This window comes from Streptomyces sp. NPDC005898 (assembly GCF_040629635.1).
Lineage (GTDB): Bacteria > Actinomycetota > Actinomycetes > Streptomycetales > Streptomycetaceae > Streptomyces.
Genome location: NZ_JBEXWC010000001.1, coordinates 488,220 through 510,858, shown reverse-complemented (window position 1 = coordinate 510,858; position 22,639 = coordinate 488,220). Strand labels below are relative to the sequence as shown.

Sequence of the window (22,639 nt, the reverse complement as noted above, 5' to 3'; positions counted from 1 at the left end):
GTGAGGGGGACGCCGTGGGACACGCCCCGGGCGCCGGCGGGCATGTGGTGCGGGCGGCGGCCATCGCCAGCCTCACCCCACTGGAGGAGCTGGACGCCGACCCCTTCCTGGTCGATTCGCGCAGCCAGTACGCGCTCTGCGCGCGCTGGGCCGCCGACCAGGGCTATGTGATCACCCGCGAATTCCTGGTACGGGAGGTGCGCGCGGACCACGTGATGCTGTGGGCCGATGTCGAGGCGGGCCTCGTCGACCTCTTCGTCGTGCCGAGCCGCCGCGTCCTGGAGCGCGCCCTGCGCTGCCCCGAGGAGTTCACCGCGGAGTGCGCGCGGCGAGGGGTGCGGATGGAGACGGCGGGCCTCGCCGAACCCGCGTACGACGCGCGCATGAAGGCCAGGGTGCACCGCCGCCTGTCCATGCCGACCGCGGGCTACGACGGCCGCTGACCGCCCTTGACCGGGCCGCTGACCGCCCCTGACCGAGCCGCTGGCCGTCCTTGATCGACGGGCGCCGGGCCCCGCCCCGACGGGTTGTGACACGCTGGTGTCCGGTTCGGGGGGAAGGGCGAGAGGGCAGGGCGTGGGGAGAGCACGGTGGCGCAGGGTCGGCAGCACCCTGTGGCGGGTGGTCGCGGTCTGGGCGGTCAGCACCCTGACGATGCTCGTCCTCGCCGGGATCCTGCCGGACTTCAAGCTCCAGGCGGACGACGGCGACAGCGCCACCCGCATCGCGGTCACCGCCGCCTACGGCGCCGGCGCCTTCGGTCTGCTCTCCGCCCTGGTGTGGCCGCTGCTGGTGCGCGCCCTGCTGCTCGTGCCCGCCCTCGTGCTCGGCGTGCTCGCCTTCTTCCTCAACGGCTCGCTCCTGCTGCTCGCCCTGAGCCTCATCCCCGAGGACCGGGGCGAGGCGGGCGCGGAGACCGCCGTCGTCGTCGCCGCGGTGATGTCGGCCGTCGCCTCGGCCGCGGGCGGCGCCCTCGCCGTCCGGGACGACGACGCCTACCGGCGGCGCCTGTACCGCCTCGCCGACCGCCGCAAGCGGCGCGGCATCCGGGAGCGGCCGGGCCCCATCGCCCCCGGCACCGTCTTCATCCAACTGGACGGCGTCGGCCACGACGTGCTGCGCGGCGCCGTCGCCAAGGGCCTCATGCCCACCGTCGGCCGCTGGCTGGGGGAGGAGGGCGCCGCGACCCACCGCCTGATCCCCTGGCGCACCGACTGGTCCAGCCAGACCGGCGCCAGCCAGCTCGGCATCCTGCACGGCTCCAACCACGACGTGCCCGCCTTCCGGTGGTACGAGAAGGACACCGGCGAGGTCATGGTCAGCAACCGGCCCGCCTCCGCCGTCGAGTTGCAGCGCCGCGCCGTCCGCCGCGCCGGGGACGGCGGCCTGCTCACCGTCGACGGGGCCAGCCGCGGCAACCTCTTCAGCGGGGGCGCCGAGCAGCTCGCGCTCGTCCTGTCCATGGCCGCGCGCAGGGACAAGAAGAACCGTTCACGCGCCGGATACTTCGCCTACTTCTCCGATCCCGCCAACGCCGTGCGCACCGCGCTCTCCTTCGTCGCGGAGGTCTTCCGGGAGATCAGCGAGTCCACGCGCGCCCGCGTCGAGCGCCGCCGCCCGCGCGTGGGCCGCGGCGGGCTCTACCCCTTCATCCGCGCCTTCGCGACCGTCGTGGAGCGGGACGTGGTGGTCGCCGCCGTCATCGGTGACATGCTCGCCGGGCGCAGCGCGGTCTACGCCGACCTGGTCGCCTACGACGAGGTGGCGCACCACTCCGGGCCGACCGGACCCGACGTGGAGAAGGTCCTCCGGCGCCTGGACCGCTCGCTCGCGCTGCTCGCCCAGGTCGCCGAGCACGCGCCGCGCGCCTACCGCATCGTGCTGCTCTCCGACCACGGGCAGAGCCCGGGCGAGACCTTCCGCGCCCGCTACGGCCTCACCCTCGCCGACCTCGTGCGGGCCGGCTGCGGACTGCCCGTGCCGCGCCGGGCGCGGCGCACGCACAGCGGCGCCGAGGCCCGGGCCGCGGTACGGGCGGCGCTGCGCCGCCCGGTCGAGGAGGGCGCGGGGGAGCACCGCCCGACCCACCACGCGGAGCCGATCGTGCTGGCCTCCGGCAATCTGGGGCTCGTGTCCTTCCCCGACGTGGGGCACCGCATGACCCGCGAGGAGATTGACCGCCGCCATCCGGCGCTGCTGTCCACCCTCGCCGACCACCCGGGCGTCGGCTTCCTCCTCGTACGCAGTGCGGAGCGCGGCCCCTTGGTGCTCGGGGCGCGGGGCGCCGAGGTGTACCTGGACGAGGAGCCGGCCGACCTCGGGCCGCTCGCGGACTTCGGGCCGGGGGCGGCGGACGCGGTGCGCCGCACCGACGGCTTTCCGCACGCCGCCGACATCATGGTGAACTCCTGGTACGACCCGTGCGAGGGCGAGGTGCTCGCCTTCGAGGAGCAGATCGGCTCGCACGGCGGGCTCGGCGGCGCGCAGAGCCGTGCCTTCCTGCTGTCCCCGCTGGTGCTCTCCGCCCCCGTCGCGGACGGGCAGGAGCTGGTCGGCGCCGAAGCGGTCCACCGGGTGCTGCGCCGCTGGCTGGGCGAGGCGCTGGGGCCCGAGGTGCCGGTGACCGTCGCGGAGGCTCCCGTTCCGGTGAATGATCCACTGCCCGAAGAGCCCGTCGGCACAGCTTTTGCGGCCGCCGACCCGGCCGCGCAGGACAAAACACGCTGATTTGGAGCAGCGTCCGCCGTACCCGACCATGGCTTCGCCCGGCGATCCCGGGCACCCGGGCACGACGAGAGGCGCAGCACCCCATGCACGACACCGGAACCGCACCGCAGTCGGCTCCGGCCCCCGAACAGGCACTGGCGGCACCGGCACCGGCACCGGCGGAACAGGCACCCAGCAAGCACGCCAGGCGCTTCGGGTTGCCGATCGCCACCTGTCTCGTGACGGGCAACATCATCGGCGGCGGCATCTTCCTGCTCCCGGCCTCCGTCGCGCCGTTCGGCACGATCAGCCTGGTCGCCTTCGGAGTCCTGACCGTCGGCGCGATAGCCCTGGCGCTCGTCTTCGGGCGCCTGGCCGAACGCGACCCGCGCACCGGCGGCCCCTACGTCTACGCCCGCGAGGCCTTCGGCGACTTCGCGGGCTTCCTGGCCGCCTGGTCGTACTGGATCACCACCTGGGTCTCCAACGCGGCCCTCGCCGTCGCCGCCGTGGGCTACCTGGACGTGCTCATCCCCGTCGACGAGCACAAGTGGACCGCCTGCCTCGCCGCCCTCGCCCTGCAACTCCTGCCCGCCCTCGCCAACTTCGCGGGCACCCGGTACGTCGGCGCGGTCCAGCTCGTCGCCACCGTACTGAAGTTCCTGCCGCTGCTGCTCGTCGCCGTCGGCGGCCTCTTCTTCTTCGACAGCGCCAATCTCGGGCCCTTCCGGGCGAGCGACGACAGTCCGGTCGGCGCCGTCTCGGCGGCCGCCGCCATCCTGCTCTTCTCCTACCTCGGCGTGGAGTCGGCCGCCGTCAGCGCCGGCGAGGTGCGCGACCCCCGGCGCAACGTCGGACGCGCCACCATCCTCGGCACGCTCGGCGCCGCGCTCGTCTACCTGCTCGGTACCCTCGCCGTCTTCGGGACCGTCGCGCACGACGAGCTGGTGGGCTCCAGCGCGCCCTTCTCGGACGCCGTGAACGCCATGTTCGGCGGCTCCTGGGGCGGCACCGCCGTCGCGCTCGCCGCCCTTGTCTCCATGGTCGGCGCCCTCAACGGCTGGACGCTGCTGAGCGCCCAGACGCCGTACGCGGCCGCGCGGGACGGCCTGTTCCCGAGCGCGTTCGCCAAGAAGAAGCGCGGCGTGCCGACCGTCGGTGTCCTCGTCACCGTCGTCCTCGCCTCGCTGCTGACCGTCTACAACTACACGGCGGGCTCCGGCGGCGTCTTCGAGTCCCTGGTTCTGATCACCACGTTCACCGCGACCGTGCCCTACCTGCTGGCGACCGTCGCGCAGATCTACTTCCTGGTCTCCGGGCAGGGCGAGCGCGTCCACCGCGGGCGTTTGGTGCGCGACGGGCTCCTCGCGGGCGTCGCGTTCGCGTTCTCCCTGTGGCTGGTCGCCGGCTCCGGGTACGCGGCCGTCTATCAGGGCGTGCTCTTCCTGTTCCTCGGGGTGCTGGTGTACGCGGTGATGGCGGCCCGCAAGCAGCGGACCGCCACCTCTCGCGCCTGAGCCCCGGGGCCTACCTCGCCAGGGGGGGCGACGACCCAGCGCCGCGTCCGGAACATGCTGTCCGGCGAGCCGATCTCGATCAGCTTGCGGGCCGCGGGGTACGCCTCGTCGCCGTCCAGTTCGTAGCCGACCTCGAAGGTGCCGGGCACGTCCTGGACCCGCGGCTCCTGCCGCGCCGCCGCGCCCGGCCCCTCGTCGCCGGCGGTGACCGCCGCCAAGTGGGCGAGCAGCGTCCGTTGGGCCGCGTCGAGCGCGGTGCGCGGGTCGCGTTCCGCCGGCGCCGCCGCGGGCTTGCCGCCGCCCGGCTCGGGCGGTGCGACGTCCGTGCTCGGCTCGCGCGTCGTGCCGGTCGCCTCGCGGGTGGCGAGCTGCGCCTGGACGACGGTCCCGTCGTTGTCGAGGCCGACACGGATCAGGCCCTGGCCCGGCGTGATGACGGGCACGCCGTCGAAGACCTGCCGGAACGTCACGTGCGTCTCCAGCGAGACCGGGCGCCCGATCTCGGAGCCGTCCTTCGTCCCGGAGTTCTGCATCGGGTCGTGCACGCTGTCGACGACCAGCCCGGCGCCCTGCGCGTGCCGCTCGGCGAACGCGCGCGCCGCCTCCACGGCGCGGTCGGTGGGCAGCCCAGCTGCCATTCCGGCCATAGGCCCCCGCCACGTGCCTGTTCCCGCACCTCAGAAGCCCCTGTGGCGCGGCGGCCCACACCCCTTGTTCGCATCCGCTCCCGCGCACCTGCGCCGCCGCCTCGAACACCTCAGGCACCGGCGCCGACCGCACGCGGCCCGTTTTCGCCGCGGGCCTCCCGGCGGCCGGCCGCCGGTTCCGGCGTGGGCCACGCGCGGGGACGGATGCGTGCACGGGCCATGACGTCCAGCACCTCGATGTGCCACTGCTGGACATGCGTGGCCCTGAGGCAGTGGTCCAGCAGCCGCTCGTGTGCCTCGTCGGTGCCGATCCGCAGCAGCGCCCGTACGACGGTCTCCTGGGTGTGGGGATGCAAGTCGGCGTCGAGCAGCGCGGCCAGGGGCTCGACGCAGTCCGGTGCGCCCCGCTCACACAGCGCGGCGCGCGCCGCCTCCCGGGTCGGGGGCACCGCCGCCAGCCGGCCCAGCGCCCGCGTCGCCTCGGCCTCGGAGCGAACGGCGAGCGCCGCGACGAGCTGGTCCGCGGCGACCTCGCGTACGTCATCCGCGAGCCGGACGAGGACGGGCAGGGCCGCGGCGCCGATCCGGCCGAGGGCGCGCGCGGCGGCCCGCGCGATGTCGGGCTCCGGGTCGTGCGCGACGACCTCCCCGAGCGCCCTGGCCGCCGCCGGCACCGGGAAACCGCCCAACGCCGTCGCGGCCCGCCCCCGTATCGCCTCGTGCGGGGAGCGGGCGCACGCCAACACCACCGGCAGCGTGTCCGGCGCGCCGATCAGGCCGAGGGCCCGCACCGCGCGGGCGCGCACGGTGCCGGGCTGCCCCTCGTCCCGCGCCAGGGCCGCGAGGGGTGCGGATCCCGCCTGGAGCCGAAGGGCGCCGAGCGCGTCCACGACCGAGGTGCGCACCGCCGTCGGGGACGTGTCGTCCGCCAGGGCGGCCAGCAGCGAGGGTACGGCGGCCGCGTACCGGGCCGCTCCCAACGTCCGTGCCGCACCGCTCCGTTGGGCCGAGGGCCGGTCCGGGTCGGCGAGCAGGGCCAGGGCCTCCCGCAGCGGCGGCTTGCGCAGGCCGGCGAGCAGGTCCGCCACCGTGTCGCTGATCCGCGCGTCGCCCAGGGCCACCAGCAGCGCCTCGCCCACTCCGGGGCCCGCGCAGGCGGCGAGGGCACGGGCGGCTGCCCGGCGCACGGTCGGTGCCGCTGCCTCTCGCAGGTGGTGCCGGAGCAGGGCGGCGTAGGCGGACCGGCCGGGCACGTCCACGCCGAAGAGGCCGGGGGCGTCTGCGACACGGTCGCAGACGGCGGCCACGGCGTGCGGCGGGCACGCGGCGTCGTGCGGTGCGTGGGCCGCCGCCCGGAGCACACCCCACAGAAACTCCCGGCCGCCCCCGGTCCGGGAGAGCAGGGCCGTCGCGAGGCGGCCCGTGTCGGGGTCCGGGGCGCGCTGCGTCTCGCGCAGCACCTCCTCGGCGGACGGATAGCGGCGTCCGGGCGGCCAGGCGCGGGCCCGCAGCGCGTACAGCGCCCGGAGCGCGGCCCGGCGCAGGTGCGTGTCCGAGGTGGGGGAGTGCACGAGGACGAGGAGCGCGGAGCCGGCGCGCGGGTCGCCGATCGCGCCGAGCGTGCGCACCAGGTGCCCCGCGTGGTCGGGCAGATAGTGCCAGAGGGAGGCGAGGAGCGGCGTCACCGCCTCGCGCGGGCGCAGCCGGGCCAGCGCGTCGAGCACCGGCACGGCCGTGTACCTGTGGTGGTCGCCCGCCACCAGGTCGAGCACGTGGAGGAGTCCGCCTACGGCCTCCGGACCCCCGATGGCGGCCAGCGCCTCGCACACGGACTCAACCGGTTGTACGCGACTGTCGCGCCCTTCGGCCAGCAGCCGCACCAGTGCCGGCACCGCGCGCCGCTCCCGCAGCCGACCCAGCGACTCCGCGGCGCACCAGCGCAGTCCAGGATGTGTCTCGTCGTTCCGCCGGAGGCAGGCGAGGAGCGCCTCGACGGCCTCCGGCGATCCCGTGCTGCCGCCCAGCAGTCGGACCGCCGACTCCGCGATGTCCCGGTCAGCGGACCGTGCGGCCCGGCACAGGCCCACGACATCGCCCTCCACGCGCATCCGCACCAGCTCGGCCCACGACGTCGCCCGCTCCACTCAGGTCTCCCCGCCCGCCGGGTCCGACATCGCCACGTACACCGGTGTCCCGATGACGACCGTCATCTCCCGCCCGTCCTCCCGTGTCACGGTGCCACGCAGCAACTGACGTGCCAGGAACTCGCCGTACACCGGTGGTACCGTCAACGCCTCGGCGCACTGGCGTACTTCGCGCATGATGCTGGCTCCGTCCGCGGTGCGCCTACCGTTCCGCCGGGGGACCCTCATCTGCGATTCCCATTCGGGCGGGAAGTCCCGCAGCAGTGCGAACATCGACGGCAGTCCCGAGAAACCGACCCTGGGCGTGTCGGGCGCGATCTGGTAGCCGATCAAGTGGTGGGCCGAGCCGATGAGCGCGACCAGCGTGTCACCGTCCTCGCCCATCATCAGCGTCGGTCCGTTCGCGTCGCCGTACCCCGCGATCCGCAACCCCAGGTCCCCGCGGAACCAGGCCGTCGGCTCCGTCATCCAGCCGACGTCGAACTCCCGCTCCAGGTAGGCCTCCACGAGGTCGAGACGGTCGTACGCGCTCGTGTCGGCGCGCGGTGACTGCACAGCCACGCTCACGACCTTCAGGTCGACCTTGGCCTCGACGGCGAGACGCCGCAGCAGCTTCGGCGGGATCTGCCCGTACAGCATGTCCACCTTGGCAGTGGAGACGTAGAGGTAGTACCGCACGCCTGACCAGCCCCCCCCGGACGGTGTGTACGTCGGCCGCAGCATCCCATACTTGCCGCACTCGCGGACCAGGATCACCGGGTCACGTACTCGGTCCCGAACCAAGAAGCCTATGTTGACATAGGTATGTACCCATACCTATGATCGGCGTATGCCCGCCTCCCCCGCGCCAGAGCAGGACCCGCGCCGCCTCGCCTCCGGGCTCGCGGTCGCTCTGCCCGCGCTGCACCGGGCGCTCGACCGGCGGCTGGCCCAGGATTTCCCGCACGCCAAGCTGCCCGATGGGCAGCTGGCGCTGCTGCGGCTCGTCGCGGAGCGGGACGGCGTCACCGTGCGCGAGGCGGCCGACGAGCTGCTGATGAAGCCGAACAACGTGAGCGCCCTGGTCACGCAACTGGTCGGTCGGGAACTGCTGGAGCGCCGGCAGGATCCGGACGACAAGCGCGTCGCCCACCTGCACACCACCGCCGAGGCGCGGCGCCGCCTCGCCGCGGTCGGAGACCTCCTGCAGGGGTACGTCAGCGAGGCGCTGGACGCCCTCACCGACGGGGACCGCGCCGCGATCGGGTCCGCCCTCGGCGCCCTGCGCGGGCTGGCCCCGCACATTCACCCCGCCGCCCACTGACCGACGGCGCCCGCGCGCCTGTCCGCGCCGCAGCCGCTCGCCCCGCTCTCCGAGAAACAAGGCACGTCCATGCCCCCCACCGTCGTGGATCACTCACCCCTGCCCGCACCCTCCCCGCCCGACGCGCCGCACCGCCGTCGCGGCAACCCCTGGCTCACGCTGGTCGCCGTCGCCTTCGGCCTGTTCATGGTCGGCCTGGACGGCTCCGTCGTCTCCATCGCCAACCCGGAGATCGGCCGCGGCCTGCACGCGTCCACCGCCGATCTGCAATGGGTCACCAACGCGTACCTGCTCGCGCTGGCCGCCGCGCTGATTCTCGGCGGGAAGCTGGGCGACCGGTTCGGGCGACGCACCTTCTACATGATCGGCGTCCTCGGCTTCACGGCCGCCTCCGTCGCCATCGGCCTCGCGGGCTCGATCGAGGGCGTCATCGCCTTCCGCGCGGTACAGGGCTTCTTCGGCGCCCTGCTCATGCCCAACACGCTCGGCCTGCTGCGCGCCGTTTTCCCGCCCAAGAAGTTCGGTATGGCGGTGGGCATCTGGGCGATGGTCTCGTCCGTGTCCACGGCGCTCGGCCCCATTGTCGGCGGCCTGCTCGTCGAGCACGTCACCTGGGAGTCGGTCTTCTACATCAACGCGCCGATCGGCGTCGTCGCCCTCGCCTTCAGCGCGCTGGTGCTGCCGCAGAGCAAGAACCCCGCCGACCGGCACCGCTTCGACGTACCCGGCGTCGTCCTGCTCGCGCTCGGCCTGCTCGCGGTCGTCTTCGGCGTGGTCAAGGGCGAGACGTGGGGCTGGAGTTCGGGCCCCACCCTGGGCACCCTCGCGGCCGGCCTCCTCGTGCTGCTGGCCTTCGGCTGGTACGAGACACGCGTCACGCAGCCCCTGCTGCCGATGCGCCTGTTCCGCGACCCCGCGCTGACCATCGGGACGCTCATCACCGCGGTCAACTTCTTCGTCCTGCTCGGCGTGATCTTCTTCGTCATGCTCTACCTCCAGAACGTCCGCGGCTTCACGCCGGTCGAGGCCGGTGTCCGCACGCTGCCGCTCAGCCTCGCCTCCGTCCTCGCCTCGCCGCTGGGCGCCAAGCTCACCGAGAAGTTCGGTGCCCGCCTGACGATGCCGGCCGGCATGGTCCTCCAGGCCGCCGCCTCCTTCGGCATGCTCGGCTGGGGCGTCCACTCCTCGTACGCCGCGATGTGGCCGCCGTTCGTCGCGCTCGGTCTCGGCGTCGGCATGGTGATGGCGGCCTCCTCCGAAGCGATCGTCGGCAACGCGCCGGTCAGGGACGCCGGGGTGGCGGGCGGACTGCAGGCCACCGCGCTGCAGATCGGCGGCGCGCTCGGTACGTCCGTCCTCGTCTCCCTGATCAGCGGACGGGTCGGCTCGACCCTCACCGGCGAGCTGACCTCCGCCGGGGTGCCCGCGCCCCTGGCCGAGGGGCTGCACGAGGCCAAGGACGCGGTGGCCATGGGGGTCGCCCCCGTCTCCGGTGAGATGCCCGCACAGCTGCGGGCCGCGGTCACCGAAGGCAGCGGCCAGGCGTTCATGAACGGCGTCCACACCGCCGTACTCGTCACCGGAGTGCTGTGCCTCCTGGGCGCGATCCTCGCCGTGGCGGGGGTGCGGCGCGCCCCGCGGTGACGGTGAGCCCCCGCTGCGGCGCCCCGCGGCGACGGAGTCCACCCGCGCCCGGACACCCGCGGCGGGGCGGCCGCCCGCGACCCGGGGAGGTGCGGACGTAACGTTCTGCCCGCGAGTGTGATCGGATGGTGGCAGCGGAACCTCCGATCACGGAACCGCACTCCGCTCACGGAACCGCACTGAAGGGAACTGCATCGTGGCAACCACGCGCTCCGCGCACACGGTCTGGGAAGGCTCTCTGACGGAGGGCTCGGGCACCGTCACCTTCGACTCCTCCGGCATCGGCGAGCAGGCCGTGTCCTGGCCGTCGCGCGCCGAGCAGGCCAACGGCAAGACCAGCCCGGAGGAGCTGATCGCCGCCGCGCACTCCAGCTGCTTCTCCATGGCGCTGTCGCACGCCCTGACCGGCGCGGGCACCCCGCCGAGCCGCCTGACCACCTCGGCCGACGTCACCTTCCAGCCAGGCACCGGCATCACCGGCATCCACCTCACCGTCGAGGGCGAGGTGCCGGGCCTGGACGAGGCGGCCTTCACCCAGGCCGCCGAGGACGCCAAGGCGAACTGCCCCGTCAGCCAGGCACTGACCGGCACGACCATCACCCTGTCGGCCAAGCTGGCCTGACGCGCCGCCGCCCGCCGCACACCGCGATGCCGCCGTCCCCGTCAGGGGGTGGCGGCATCGTCGCGTCGGACGGCGACGACGGTCCGGGCGAGGCGGCTCAAGAGCCGGTACGCTCCCAGCCGCGCCGCTCCGGACGCGTCCCCAGCCGCCGCGGGTCCCGGGCGCGGTAGACCACGTACGGCCGGAAGAGGTACTGGAGCGGCGCGCTGAACATGTGGATCAGACGGGTGAACGGCACCAGCGCGAAGAGCACCATGCCCACCACCGCGTGGATCTCGTACAGCAGCGGCACGCCCGTCATCCGGTCGATGTCCGGGCGGAGCGTGAACAGGCTGCGGGCCCAAGGGGCGATGGAGTCACGGTAGTTGTAGCCGTCGCCGGAGGCGTGCGAGAGCTTCGCGACCATGCCGAGGACGATCGCCGCGAACAGCACCAGGTACATCAGCTTGTCGTTGGCGGTCGTCGCGCGGAACACCGGCGTGTTGGTCCGCCGCCGGTAGAGCAGCAGCAGGATGCCGAGTACGAGCAGGGCGCCGGCCGCCGTGCCGCCGTACAGCGAGAACAGGTGGTAGGTGTGCTCGCTGACGCCCGCCTTGTCCGTCCACGACTCGGGAAGGAACAGGCCGACCAGGTGCCCGACGAGGACGAAGAGGATGCCGTAGTGGAACATCGGCGAGGCGATGTTCAGCAGCTTGGACTCGTAGACCTGCGAGGAGCGGGTCGTCCAGCCGAACTTGTCGTAGCGGTAGCGCCAGATCGTGCCGGCGACGAGCAGCACGAAGGCGAGGTAGGGCAGGGCCCCCCACAGCAGCGTTTCCATCAGTGCTCCCCGATGAGTGCGAAGGGTTGCAGGCCGACGTCCTCGCGCGGCGGCCCGGAGCGGGCCAGCGCGAGCGCCTCGGCGCGGTCCTTGGGCGAGGGGCCGGGCAGGGTCGCGCACACCGCGTCGAGCACCTCCGCGTACGGCGTGCCGCACTCGCCGAGCGCGATCCGCAGCAGCTCCAGGCCGCCGCGGTGCTCGATGAGCAGCTCCGGGCCCGCCCGCGCGGAGAACTCCAGGACCGCGGGCAGGAAGTCCGGCAGCTCCTCGCCGGTGAACTCCAGGCCGTGCGCGCGGTAGGCCTCCTTGAAGCGGACCAGGGCCATGCCGCGCCGCCGGGTGTCGCCGTCCCGCCACCAGCTCAGGTACAGGCTGTGGCGGTTCTTGAAGTCGAAGACCTGGACGTAGTGCGCGGCGAGCTCGCGGGGCGCGGTGGTCTCGGCGTAGGCCACGAACCCGGCCAGCGGCGGGGGAGCGGCGGCCCGCAGCAGCGGCAGCCGCGCGTGGAACTCCTCGTCGGGGTAGGCGAGGCAGAACGCGGCGGCCTGGTGGAGGACGGCGTGCTCGGTGGTCACTGGTCGTCCTCCTCGGCCGCGTGGGCCTTCTCGGCGGCGCTCGGCTCCCGGTCGGCGGTCTGCCGGTCGCGGAGCGTGTGGAAGTTCTCGATGGTGACCAGCGGCAGCTGCCGGCGCCCCGAGTCCTGGCCGAACGGCCCGTCGCCGCCCATGCCGGGGCCGCCCTCGAAGTCGAGGCTGCAGGAGTCGGAGAGTTCGGGAAGGGCCGACTCCTCCAGGCGCCGCGCGTCGCCGAGGGCCGCGGTCGGGATGACGTACCGCTCGTCGTACTTGGCGATGGCCAGCAGCCGGTACATCTGCTCGATCTGCGGCCCCGACATCCCCACCGACCGCGCCACGTCACCGTCGGGGGTGTCGCCGAGGTTGACGGCCCGCATGTGCGCCCGCATCGCCGCGAGCTTCTCCAGCGAGGCCCGCACCGGGCCCACGTCCCCCGCGGTGAAGATCTCCGCGAGGTACTCCAGCGGGATGCGCAGGGTGTCGATGGCGCCGAAGAGGTTCGCGGCGTCCTCGCCGTCGTGCCCGGTCTCCGTCAGCGCGTCCACCACCGGTGACAGGGGCGGGATGTACCAGACCATCGGCATGGTGCGGTACTCCGGGTGCAGGGGCAGCGCGACCCGGTAGGTGCTGATCAGCGCGTGCACGGGGGAGCGACGGGCCGCCTCGATCCAGTCGTACGAGATGCCGGCCCGCTCGGCCGCGCCCCGCACCTCGGGGTCCTCGGGGTCGAGGAAGACGTCCAACTGGGCCTGGTACAGCCTGTGTTCATCCGGTTCGGAGGCCGCGGCCGTCACCTTGTCGGCGTCGTAGAGGATGACACCGAGGTAGCGGAGCCGGCCCACGCACGTCTCCGAGCAGACGGTGGGCAGGCCGACCTCGACGCGCGGATAGCACATCGTGCACTTCTCGGCCTTGCCGGTGCGGTGGTTGAAGTAGACCTTCTTGTACGGGCAGCCGGTCACGCACTTGCGCCAGCCCCGGCAGTGGTCCTGGTCGACCAGGACGATGCCGTCCTCCGCCCGCTTGTACATCGCGCCGGACGGGCAGGACGCCACGCACGACGGGTTCAGGCAGTGCTCGCAGATGCGGGGCAGATAGAACATGAACGTCTGCTCGAACGCGAACTTCACCTTCTCGCTCGCCTGTTGGCGCACCTTGTCGACCATCGGGTCCAGGTGGCCGTGCTCGGTGGCGCCGCCCAGGTTGTCGTCCCAGTTCGACGACCACTCGATCTTCATCGGCTTGCCGGAGATCAGGGAGCGGGGCTCGGCCACCGGGTAGTCGTCGCCGAGCGGGGCGTCGGTGAGGTTGCGGTACTCGTAGGTCCAGGGCTCGTAGTAGTCCTTGATCTCGGGCAGCTTGGGGTTGGAGAAGATCTCCAGGAGCGACTTGATCCGGCCGCCGTTCCTCAGCTTCAGGGCACCGCGCTTGTTCAGCTCCCAGCCGCCGCGCCACTTGTCCTGGTCCTCGTAGCGGCGCGGATAGCCCTGGCCGGGGCGGGTCTCGACGTTGTTGAACCAGACGTACTCCATGCCGTCCCGGTTGGTCCACGCCTGCTTGCAGGTGACCGAACACGTGTGACAGCCGATGCACTTGTCGAGGTTCATCACCATCGCGATCTGGGCCATGACGCGCATTCAGTACTCCACCTTCTGCGACCTGCGGCGGATGACCGTCACCTCGTCGCGCTGGTTCCCCGTCGGACCGAGGTAGTTGAACGCCCAGGACAACTGTGCGTAGCCGCCGATGAGATGGGACGGCTTGAGGATCAGCCGGGTCAGGGAGTTGTGGATGCCGCCGCGCCGGCCGGTGGCCTCCGCCCTGGGCACGTTGACCGTGCGCTCCTGGGCGTGGTGCATGTAGACCGTGCCGGCCGGCATGCGGTGCGAGACGATGGCCCGCGCGACGACGACGCCGTTGCGGTTGACCGCCTCGATCCAGTCGTTGTCCCGCACGCCGATCGCGTCCGCGTCCTGCGGGGCCATCCAGACGCACTGGCCGCCGCGCGAGAGCGACAGCATGAAGAGGTTGTCCTGGTACTCGGAGTGGATCGACCACTTGTTGTGCGGCGTCAGGTAACGGACCGTCACCTCCTTCTCGCCGTCGGGGCCGAGCCGTGGTTCGCCGAAGAGGCGGTTCATGTCCAGCGGCGGCCGGTAGACGGGCATCGCCTCGCCCAGCTCGTGCATCCAGTCGTGGTCGATGAAGAAGTGCTGGCGCCCGGTGAGGGTGTGCCACGGCTTCAGATGCTCGGTGTTGAGGGTGAACGCGGTGTAGCGGCGCCCGCCGGACTCGCTGCCCGACCACTCCGGCGAGGTGATCACCGGCACGGGCGCGGCCTGCGTGTCGGCGTACGTCACGCGCTTGCCCTCGTGCTCGGCGGCCAGGTGCGCCATCTCCTGGCCGGTGCGCTCCTCCAGGGTGTGGAAGCCCTGCGTGGCCAGCCGGCCGTTCGTCGTGCCGGACAGGGCGAGGATGGTGTTGGCCGCCTTCACGGCGGTGTTCAGGGCCGGGCGGCCGTCGGCGGGCCCGCCGACCACCACGCCGTTGCGTTCCCCCAGCTCCGCCACCTCCTGGTCGGGGTGGAGCGCGATGCCCTTCGCGGGCAGCCCCAGCTGTTCCACCAGCGGGCCGAGCGCGGCGAACTTCGCGCCGATCGCGGTGTAGTCGCGCTCCACGACGGCGAGGTTCGGCAGGGTCCTGCCCGGCACCGGCTCGCACTCGCCCTTGCGCCAGTCCAGGACCACCCCGCCGGGCTGCGCCGTCTCGCCCGGCGTGTCGTGCTGGAGGGCGGTCGCGACGACGTCCTTGCGGACCCCGAGGTGGTCCACGGCCAGCTCGCTCAGCCGCTCCGCGAGCACCCGGAAGGTGTCGAAGTCGGTGCGGGCCTGCCAGGGCGGGTCGACGGCCGGGGTGAAGGCATGCACGTAGGGGTGCATGTCGGTGGTCGACAGGTCGTGCTTCTCGTACCAGGTCGCGGCGGGCAGGACGACGTCCGACAGCAGGGTGGACGACGTCTGGCGGAAGTCGAGGGAGACGAGCAGGTCGAGCTTGCCCTCGGGGGCCTCCTCGCGCCACGCCACGGTGGAGGGGCGTTCCTCGGGCGCGGCCTGTTCGGCGCGCAGCGAGGAGTGCGTGCCGAGCAGGTGCTTCGTGAAGTACTCGGCGCCCTTCGCGGAGGAGCCGAGGAGGTTGGCGCGCCACAGCGTCAGGACACGCGGCCAGTTCTCCGGGGCGTCCGGGTCCTCGCAGGCGAACTTCAGCGTGCCCGCCTTCAGTTCACCGACGACGTTGGCCACCGGATCGTCCTTGGTCTCCGCGAGGTCCAGGGGATTGCGGTCGAACGTGGGGTACGAAGGCATCCAGCCGGTCCGCGCCGACAGGGCCAGGCAGTCGGCGCCCGTCATCCCCGCGAAGCGGCCCTCGCCCAGCGGCGAGGCGAGCACATCGGCGGCGAACCGGTCGTAGCGCCACTGGTCGGTGTGGAGGAACCAGTAGGCGGCACCGATCATCTGCCGGGGCGGCCGGCTCCAGTCGAGCCCGCCGGCCAGCGTCGCCCAGCCGGTCACCGGGCGGCACTTCTCCTGCCCGACGTAGTGCGCCCAGCCGCCCCCGTTGCGGCCCTGGCAGCCCGTCAGCTGGAGCAGGGCGAGGAAGGAGCGGTAGATCGTCTCGGAGTGGAACCAGTGGTTGGTGCCCGCGCCCATCAGGATCATGCAGCGGCCGCGTGACTTCTCCGCCGTCGCCGCGAACTCCCGGGCGATCCGCAGGCACTTGGCGGCCGGTACGGAGGTGTGCGCTTCCTGCCAGGCGGGCGTGCCCGGTTGCGAGGCGTCCTCGTACGAAGCGGGCCAGGTGCCCGGCAGCCCCTCGCGCCCCACGCCGTACTGCGCCAGCAGCAGGTCGAAGACCGTGGTGACCAGCGGCCCGTCCGGCCCGCCGAGGCGGGTGGCGGGCACGCCCCGGCGCACGACCTCGCCGCGGCCCTGGCCGTGCGCGCCGCCCTCGGTGTCGAAGCGCGGCAGCAGTACCTCGACGCCCGCCGCCACCGGGGAGCCGTGCAGCGACAGCTGCGGCTCGATGTCACCGAGGTCGAGGTTCCAGCGGCCCTTGCCGGACTCGGTCCACCGGAAGCCGAGCGAGCCGTTCGGCACGGCGGGCCGCCCGGTCCGCGCGTCCAGCACCGCCGTCTTCCAGTCACCGCCCTCCCCGTCCTCGCCGAGGTCGGCGGCGCGCAGGAACTTCGCGGGCACGTACGCGCCGTCCCGCTCGGTCAGCGTCACCAGGAAGGGCAGATCGGTGAACTTGCGCACGTAGTCGGTGAAGAACTCCGTCTGCCGGTCGACGAAGAACTCCTTCAGGACGACGTGCCCCATCGCGAAGGCCAGCGCGCCGTCGGTGCCGGGATGCGGGTGCAGCCACTCGTCGGCGAACTTGGCGTTGTCGGCGTAGTCGGGCGCGACGACCACGACCTTCTGCCCGCGATAGCGCGCCTCGGCCATCCAGTGCGCGTCCGGCGTCCGCGTCACCGGCACGTTCGAACCCCACATCACCAGATACGCGGCGTCCCACCAGTCACCCGACTCCGGTACGTCCGTCTGGTCGCCGAACACCTGCGGCGAGGCCACGGGGAGATCCGCGTACCAGTCGTAGAAGGAGAGCATCGGCGCGCCGATCAGACCCATGAAGCGGGCGCCGGCGGCATGCGAGACCATCGACATCGCGGGGATGGGGGAGAAACCGGCGACGCGGTCGGGACCGTACGTCTTGATCGTGTGGACGTGCGCCGCCGCGATGATCTCCACGGCCTCGTCCCAGCCGGCCCGCACCAACCCGCCCTTGCCGCGCGCCTGTTGGTAGCGGCGCCGGCGCTCCGGGTCGCCCTGGATGTCCGCCCAGGCGAGCACCGGGTCCTTCAGGCGGGCCTTCGCCTCCCGGTACATCTCCACGAGGACGCCGCGCAGATAGGGGTAGCGGACGCGGGTCGGGGAGTAGGTGTACCAGGAGAACGCGGCGCCCCTCGGGCAGCCGCGCGGCTCGTACTCCGGGCGGTCCGGACCGACGCTCGGATAGTCCGTCGCCTGCGTCTCCCAGGTGATGATGCCGTCCTTGACGTACACCTTCCAGCGGCAGGACCCGGTGCAGTTCACGCCGTGCGTGGAGTTCACGACCTTGTCGTGGCTCCAGCGGTCCCGGTAGAAGGCGTCCGCGTCCCGGCCGCCGGTCAGCGCGACACTGTGCAGGTCGGGGGCGGTGGTGCCGCGCCGGAAGAACTTCCCCGCCCGCAGCAGGGTCGCGGCGGGCTCGGTCGTCTCTGTCACCGTGGGGCTCCCTAGGTCTGCCTTGCCACGAACCTAGGGGCGGGGCGGCCGGGGCACCTTCCGGTGGCGGCCGTACGGGTTGCGCCCGTACGGGTCGCGGGCCCGGCCGCGCGGGCGGTCCGGCGCGGGTTCCGGGAGGTCATGGGCGGCATTACCTGTGACGTAATCGACCGGGCGGCGCGCGCTCGGCACAGTGGTGTCACCGGATCGGGACCGCGGCACCGCGGAGCCGATCCGGCGCCCCGCACCATCCACCCCGCACAGCCGGAGGCAGCCCGCCATGACGACCTACCAGCTCACCGCCCTCGCCCGCACCACCGACCCGACCACCATGCTGCGCCGCTTCCTCGGCCTCGACGCCCTCGTGACCGCCGGCAACGGCCTCGCGTACGTCGCCGCCTCGGGGCCCCTCGGACGCTTCCTCGGCGTCGACTCCGGGCTGCTGCTCGGCCTCGGCGTCTTCCTCACCGCCTACGGCGCGGGCGTCGGCTACCTCGCCGCCCGCAAGAGCCCGCCGACGTTCGGCGTGCGCGCGGTGATCGAGGGCAACGCCGCCTGGGCCCTGCTCAGCGTCCTCGCCCTCGCCCTGTGGCTGTCGCCCAGCACGGCGGGCGCGGTCTGGATCCCCATGCAGGCCGTCACCGTCGGCGGCTTCGCGGCGCTCCAGTACGCGGCGCTGCGCGCGGCGCGGGCCTGAGCCGGGGCCCTCAGGCCATCCGGTCGCTCAGGCCATCCGGGTTTCTCAGGCCACCCTGGTCTCTCAGGCCATCCGGGTCTGGAGGAACTTCGTCGTCGCCGGGTCGGCCGGGAGCAGCGTCTCGATGGCCAGCTCGGCGACGGTCACGTCCATGGGGGTGTTGAACGTCGAGATCGACGAGATGAAGGACAGGACGTGCCCCTCGTGCTCGATCCGCAGGGGCAGCGCGAAGTACGGCACGTCCGTCCCCGCCTCGAAGGCGTCCACCCCCGGATCGCGCACCGGATACGCGGCCACCTCCTCGTACACCTTCCGCAGGGCGTCCGAGCGCTGCAGCGCGATCTGCCGCTCCATCTGGTGCAGCAGATGGCCGCGCCACTCCCGCAGATTGCGGATCTTGGTGGCGAGGCCCTCGGGGTGCAGGGTCAGCCGCATGGCGTTCAGGGGCGGCGCCAGCAGACGCTCCGGAAGGCCCTCCAGCAGCAGCGCGATGCCGCGGTTCGCCGCGACCACGTCGTACGCCGCGTCGACCACCAGCGCCGGATACGGCTCATACCCCGTCAGAAGCTGCTCCAGGCCCTCGCGGAGCATCCCCATCGAGGGGTCCTCCAGCGGCGTCTCCCGGAAGCGCGGCGCGTAACCGGCTGCCAGCAGCAGGGAGTTGCGCTCCCGCACCGGCACGTCGAGGTGGTCGGCGAGGCGCAGCACCAGCTCCTCGCTCGGGCGTGAGCGGCCCGTCTCGATGAAGCTGATGTGCCGCGCGGACGAGTCGGCGCGCAGGGCCAGTTCCAACTGGCTCAGCCGGCGCCGCTCGCGCCAGCAGCGCAGCAGCGGGCCCACTCCGGTGGCGTTCCCCCTGATGTCGTTGCCCTTGGCCTTGCCTTTGATGGTCCCCGTGGCGGGCGCGGCGGTGGTCATACGTAGACGGTAGTCCAAAGGGGCTGTGGCAAGGTGGGAGCGACCCCGAGGAAGGACCATCCCCCATGTCCCGCGCACCGCTCCCGCCCGAAGAGATCGAGGACCGTCTGACCGAGCTGCCCGGCTGGTCCCTGGCCGACGGCAAACTCACCCGCTCCTACCGGCTCGGCTCGCACTTCGCGGCGACCGGCCTGGTCGTCCACATCGCGCGGACGCAGGACGAACTCGACCACCACGCCGACCTGACCCTCGGCCACCACACCGTCACGCTGTCCGTGCACACGCACAGCGCGGGCGGCGCGCTCACCGCCCTCGACTTCGAACTCGCCCGCAGGGTCGAGGGGTTGGCCCCGGCCCACGGCGCCGAGTGAGCCTCGCCATGCTGGACTACAGCGAGGAAGCCGACCGCTACGACGCCTCCCGTGGCGGCGAACCCCGCGCCGCGGCCGCCGCGGCCGCCGTCCTCGGCCTGCTGCCGTCCCCCACCCGCACCCTCCTCGACGTCGCCTGCGGCACCGGCCTGGTCACGCGCCGCCTCGCCGCCCATGAGGGCCTGCGGGTGACCGGGGTCGACGCGACGTACCGCATGGCCCGGATGGCGGCGGACCGGCTGCCGGGCGCCATCGTGCTCGGCGACAGCCGCCGACTGCCCTTCCCCGACGACACGTTCGACGCGGTGAGCACCGTGTGGCTGCTGCACCTGATGCCCGGGCCCGAGGAGACGGCGGCGGTCGTCGGCGAGTGCGCGCGCGTGCTGCGGCCCGGCGGCACCTATGTCACCACCGTCGACAAGGCCGCCTCGCACGACGTCTGCAGCGACATCGACGTCGTGCTCGCCCCGCGACCGGTGCGCCCCGCCGTCGACCGCGCCGAGGCCGTCGCGGTGTACGCGGCCGAGCACGGCATGGCTCCCGCCGGCCGGTCCCGCTTCACCGGCCACGGCCAGGGCCGCTCGCCCCGCTCCACCGCCGACGACCTCCGCCGGGGCTGGTTCACGCAGATCCCGCCCGACGGGCCACTGGCCGCGCGCCTCGCGGCCCGGCTCGCCGCGCTCCCCGACCAGGACGTGCCGCGCCCCGACCCGCGCTTCGGCCTGCGCGCGTTCCGCAAACGGACACGAGCCGCGTGAGGGCCCTGCCGTCTTTTGCGGTATCGGCAACGTGAGTGGGCGAAAACCGGGAGGCGGGAGCAGGCTGGTCCCTGACCACCACGAGGGCAGAGAACCGGAAGGCGGCACAGCGATGGCGCAGCGGCAGGGACAGGTCCAGGACGAGAACCAGGCGCCGGGAGACGCCCGGGGGGAGGGTGTGGGCGCGGGCCACAAGAGCGACGGCCACGGAGGCGGGCACGGCCACAGCGGCCACAGCCACAGCGGTCACAGTCACGGTCACGGTCACGGCCATGACGGCAAGGACATGGACTGGGCCGCCATGGGCACCATGCTGGAGCGTTACGCGCGGATCGCCGCGCCGCTGTACGGCGAGGTCGCCGCCTGGCTGCGCGCCTGGGTCCCGGAGCCCGGCGTCGTCGTGGACGTCGGCAGCGGCCCGGGCGCCGTCTCCTTCCTGCTGGCGGAGGCCTTCCCCACGGCGCGGATCGTCGCGGCGGACCCCGAGGAACCCCTCCTGGAGCGGGCCCGCGAGCGCGCCGCCCGCGAGGGCCTGACCGGCCGCTTCGACGCCGTGCGCGCCGCGCTGCCGGACGACATCGGCGACGTGCCGACCGCCGACCTCCTGTGGCTGTGCAAGTCCCTGCACCACGTCGGCGACCAGAGCGCCGCGCTGGCCGCGCTGGCCGGCCGCCTCGCCCCGGGCGGCGCGATCGCCCTCCTGGAGGGCGGCCTGAACGCCCGCTACCTCCCCCGTGACATCGGCTTCGGTCGCCCCGGCCTCCTCTCCCGCCTCGAAGCCTCCGACGAGGCGTGGTTCGCCGGCATGCGGGAGAGCCTGCCGGACACCAAGGACGCGCCGGAGGACTGGCCGGCGCTCCTCACCGGCGCGGGCCTGCGCCACGTGGCGACCCGCAGTTTCCTCCTCGATCTGCCGGCGCCGCTCCCCGAGGACGCCCGCGCCCACGTGATCGAGGAGTTCACCCGCCGCCGCGAGATGCACGAGGAGCGCTTCACCCCCGAGGACCTCGCCACGTTCGACCGCCTCCTGGACGCGGACGACCCGCAGAGCCTGCACCACCGCCCCGATCTGTTCCTGCTCTCGGCGCAGACGGTGCACGTGGCGGTGAAGGACCCGGCCGACACGTAGGGGTCAGCAGCGGCTCGGGCGCGCCCAGTGGCGCACGTATCTGCCGAACACCCGCTACCGGAAGCCCTGTTGACGTTACCTTCGAGAGCGGGGGGCAACGCCGGGCGAGGCCCGAACCGTGGAGGGGGAGCGGCACGTGGGTGAGTTGGTGCGCTGGGAGTCCGAGCAGGGGCCCGTCGTGGTCGAAGTGGAGTCCACGGACCCGGGCTTGCGGTCCGTGTCGCGGCGGGGCGAGGCCGGTGAGGTCCACGAGGTCGAGGGGCGCTTCGAGTCGGCGCTCGGGCAGGTGCGGGGCGCCGCGCTGTCGGCGCTGCGGACCTTCCGGGAGCGGGCCCTGGACCCGGACACGATCGAGCTCGAATTCGGCGTCAAACTCACGGTGGCGGCCGGCGCGGTCATCGCCAGGACGGCGACCGAGGGCCACCTGACCGTACGGCTGACCTGGTCGCGCCGCACTGAGCCGCAGGGCGGCGGGCGGACGGATCAGGACGCGGGGTAGGAGCGGGAGTGGGTGGGCCCGGGCGGGCCCGGGTATGTGAACGGGCGGGCCCGGACCCTTGCCTGTCCGGGGCCGCCCGCCCGTCTTGCACTGCTTACACCGCTTACACCGTGTCGAACGTCGCCGGGTCCGGGCCGAGACGGCGGTCCTCGTTCAGGGCCGAGATCGCCGCCATGTCCTCGGGGTCCAGCTCGAAGTCGAAGACGTCGATGTTCTCCTTGATCCGCGACGGGGTCACGGACTTGGGGATCACCACGTTGCCCAGCTGGATGTGCCAGCGCAGCACGATCTGCGCGGGCGTGCGCCCGTGCTTGCGCGCGATGGCGACGATCGCCGGGACGTCCAGGAGCCCCTTGCCCTGGCCGAGCGGCGACCACGCCTCCGTGGCGATGCCCTGCTCGGCGTGGAACTCGCGCGAGGCGCGCTGCTGGAGGTGCGGGTGCAGCTCGATCTGGTTGACGGCGGGGACGACCGACGTCTCGGAGATCAGCCGCTCCAGGTGCTCCGGCAGGAAGTTCGACACGCCGATGGACTTGGCGCGGCCGTCGGCCTGGATCTTCTCGAAGGCCTTGTACGTGTCGACGTAGGTGTCCTTGGACGGCATCGGCCAGTGGATGAGGTACAGGTCCACGTGGTCGAGCCCCAGCTTCTCGAGCGAGGTGTCGAAGGCACGCAGGGTCGCGTCGTGACCCTGGTCGCTGTTCCAGAGCTTCGTCGTGACGAACAGCTCCTCACGGGGCACACCGGAGGCGGCGATGGCCTTGCCCGTGCCCTCTTCGTTGCCGTAGATCGCCGCGGTGTCGATACTGCGGTACCCGGCCTCCAGTGCCGTCGTGACGGCCGCCTCGGCCTCGTCGTCCGGCACCTGCCACACGCCGAAACCGAGCTGCGGCATCTCGACGCCGTTGTTCAGGATGATCGGGGGGACCTTGCTCACGAGCTCTCGATCCTTCAGTCGTCGGGTGGTT

Annotated in this window: 20 protein-coding genes; 11 read left to right on the top strand and 9 right to left on the bottom strand. The window is 73.0% G+C overall.

What is annotated here, in order from left to right:
- Positions 1–14: 14 nt before the first annotated feature.
- The 3 genes from ABZ385_RS02035 (at position 15) to ABZ385_RS02025 (ending at position 4,223) form a co-directional block, all read left to right on the top strand.
- Positions 15–443 carry a hypothetical protein gene (locus tag ABZ385_RS02035; protein WP_358701599.1) on the top strand — a complete coding sequence of 143 codons (429 nt, stop codon included), beginning with the start codon at positions 15–17 and terminating at the stop codon, positions 441–443.
- A gap of 133 nt (positions 444–576) precedes the next feature.
- Positions 577–2,727, top strand: coding sequence for a phage holin family protein (locus tag ABZ385_RS02030; protein WP_358909154.1), 2,151 nt, complete (start codon positions 577–579; stop codon positions 2,725–2,727).
- 83 nt (positions 2,728–2,810) lie between these two features.
- On the top strand, positions 2,811–4,223 hold the full coding sequence (locus ABZ385_RS02025; protein ID WP_358909152.1) for an amino acid permease: 1,413 nt from the start codon (positions 2,811–2,813) through the stop codon (positions 4,221–4,223).
- Here ABZ385_RS02025 and ABZ385_RS02020 read toward each other — a convergent pair.
- The 3 genes from ABZ385_RS02020 to ABZ385_RS02010 all read right to left on the bottom strand — a co-directional run bounded on the left by ABZ385_RS02020 (position 4,136) and on the right by ABZ385_RS02010 (position 7,692).
- On the bottom strand, positions 4,136–4,861 hold the full coding sequence (locus ABZ385_RS02020) for a hypothetical protein (protein ID WP_358909150.1): 726 nt from the start codon (positions 4,859–4,861) through the stop codon (positions 4,136–4,138). The genes ABZ385_RS02025 and ABZ385_RS02020 overlap by 88 nt on opposite strands.
- 119 nt (positions 4,862–4,980) lie before the next feature.
- On the bottom strand, positions 4,981–7,014 hold the full coding sequence (locus tag ABZ385_RS02015) for a HEAT repeat domain-containing protein (protein WP_358909148.1): 2,034 nt from the start codon (positions 7,012–7,014) through the stop codon (positions 4,981–4,983).
- Positions 7,015–7,692, bottom strand: a complete 678-nt coding sequence (locus ABZ385_RS02010) for an SAVMC3_10250 family protein (protein WP_358909146.1) — start codon at positions 7,690–7,692, stop codon at positions 7,015–7,017. It abuts the gene before it with no gap.
- A gap of 151 nt (positions 7,693–7,843) precedes the next feature.
- On the opposite strand from ABZ385_RS02010, the gene ABZ385_RS02005 reads away from it, so the two are divergent.
- From ABZ385_RS02005 to ABZ385_RS01995, 3 genes are all read left to right on the top strand, one after another.
- Complete coding sequence (locus ABZ385_RS02005) at positions 7,844–8,317, top strand: MarR family transcriptional regulator (RefSeq protein ID WP_358584397.1); 474 nt, start codon at positions 7,844–7,846, stop codon at positions 8,315–8,317.
- A 69-nt stretch (positions 8,318–8,386) separates the two neighbouring features.
- On the top strand, positions 8,387–9,961 hold the full coding sequence (locus ABZ385_RS02000) for an MFS transporter (RefSeq protein WP_358584398.1): 1,575 nt from the start codon (positions 8,387–8,389) through the stop codon (positions 9,959–9,961).
- 196 nt (positions 9,962–10,157) lie between these two features.
- Entirely contained in the window at positions 10,158–10,583 is a 426-nt protein-coding gene (locus ABZ385_RS01995) for an OsmC family protein (protein WP_358698906.1), read from the top strand.
- Positions 10,584–10,680: 97 nt separating this feature from the next.
- Here ABZ385_RS01995 and narI read toward each other — a convergent pair whose 3' ends face one another.
- The 4 genes from narI to ABZ385_RS01975 are packed head-to-tail and all read right to left on the bottom strand — an operon-like array spanning position 10,681 to position 17,299.
- Positions 10,681–11,403, bottom strand: coding sequence for a respiratory nitrate reductase subunit gamma (gene narI, locus ABZ385_RS01990; RefSeq protein WP_358909144.1), 723 nt, complete (start codon positions 11,401–11,403; stop codon positions 10,681–10,683).
- On the bottom strand, positions 11,403–11,978 hold the full coding sequence (narJ, locus tag ABZ385_RS01985) for a nitrate reductase molybdenum cofactor assembly chaperone (protein WP_358909142.1): 576 nt from the start codon (positions 11,976–11,978) through the stop codon (positions 11,403–11,405). Before narJ ends, narI begins: the two co-directional genes overlap by 1 nt.
- The gene (narH, locus tag ABZ385_RS01980) at positions 11,975–13,615 is read right to left on the bottom strand and encodes a nitrate reductase subunit beta (RefSeq protein WP_358909140.1); all 1,641 of its coding nucleotides are present in this window, start codon (positions 13,613–13,615) and stop codon (positions 11,975–11,977) included. The genes narJ and narH overlap by 4 nt, the downstream gene beginning before the upstream one ends.
- Positions 13,616–17,299 carry a nitrate reductase subunit alpha gene (locus ABZ385_RS01975; RefSeq protein WP_358909138.1) on the bottom strand — a complete coding sequence of 1,228 codons (3,684 nt, stop codon included), beginning with the start codon at positions 17,297–17,299 and terminating at the stop codon, positions 13,616–13,618. It lies immediately after the preceding gene.
- A 280-nt stretch (positions 17,300–17,579) separates the two neighbouring features.
- Between ABZ385_RS01975 and ABZ385_RS01970 the strand changes: the two genes are divergently transcribed.
- On the top strand, positions 17,580–17,996 hold the full coding sequence (locus ABZ385_RS01970; protein WP_358700397.1) for a hypothetical protein: 417 nt from the start codon (positions 17,580–17,582) through the stop codon (positions 17,994–17,996).
- Positions 17,997–18,059: 63 nt separating this feature from the next.
- On the opposite strand, the gene ABZ385_RS01965 is transcribed toward ABZ385_RS01970, so the two are convergent.
- Complete coding sequence (locus ABZ385_RS01965) at positions 18,060–18,914, bottom strand: helix-turn-helix transcriptional regulator (RefSeq protein ID WP_358909137.1); 855 nt, start codon at positions 18,912–18,914, stop codon at positions 18,060–18,062.
- A gap of 65 nt (positions 18,915–18,979) precedes the next feature.
- Between ABZ385_RS01965 and ABZ385_RS01960 the strand changes: the two genes are divergently transcribed.
- The 4 genes from ABZ385_RS01960 to ABZ385_RS01945 all read left to right on the top strand — a co-directional run bounded on the left by ABZ385_RS01960 (position 18,980) and on the right by ABZ385_RS01945 (position 21,671).
- Positions 18,980–19,285: a 4a-hydroxytetrahydrobiopterin dehydratase gene (locus tag ABZ385_RS01960; protein ID WP_358584406.1), complete on the top strand. Its 306-nt coding sequence runs from the start codon at positions 18,980–18,982 to the stop codon at positions 19,283–19,285.
- An 8-nt stretch (positions 19,286–19,293) separates the two neighbouring features.
- Positions 19,294–20,043 carry a class I SAM-dependent methyltransferase gene (locus ABZ385_RS01955; RefSeq protein ID WP_358909135.1) on the top strand — a complete coding sequence of 250 codons (750 nt, stop codon included), beginning with the start codon at positions 19,294–19,296 and terminating at the stop codon, positions 20,041–20,043.
- Positions 20,044–20,329: 286 nt separating this feature from the next.
- Positions 20,330–21,172: a class I SAM-dependent methyltransferase gene (locus ABZ385_RS01950; RefSeq protein WP_358909311.1), complete on the top strand. Its 843-nt coding sequence runs from the start codon at positions 20,330–20,332 to the stop codon at positions 21,170–21,172.
- Between the two features lie 136 nt (positions 21,173–21,308).
- A complete protein-coding gene (locus ABZ385_RS01945) occupies positions 21,309–21,671 on the top strand; it encodes a CU044_2847 family protein (RefSeq protein ID WP_358699706.1) in 363 nt (120 codons plus the stop codon).
- 103 nt (positions 21,672–21,774) lie between these two features.
- Here ABZ385_RS01945 and ABZ385_RS01940 read toward each other — a convergent pair whose 3' ends face one another.
- Positions 21,775–22,566, bottom strand: a complete 792-nt coding sequence (locus tag ABZ385_RS01940) for an aldo/keto reductase (RefSeq protein WP_358699707.1) — start codon at positions 22,564–22,566, stop codon at positions 21,775–21,777.
- Between the last annotated feature and the right edge of the window lie 73 nt (positions 22,567–22,639).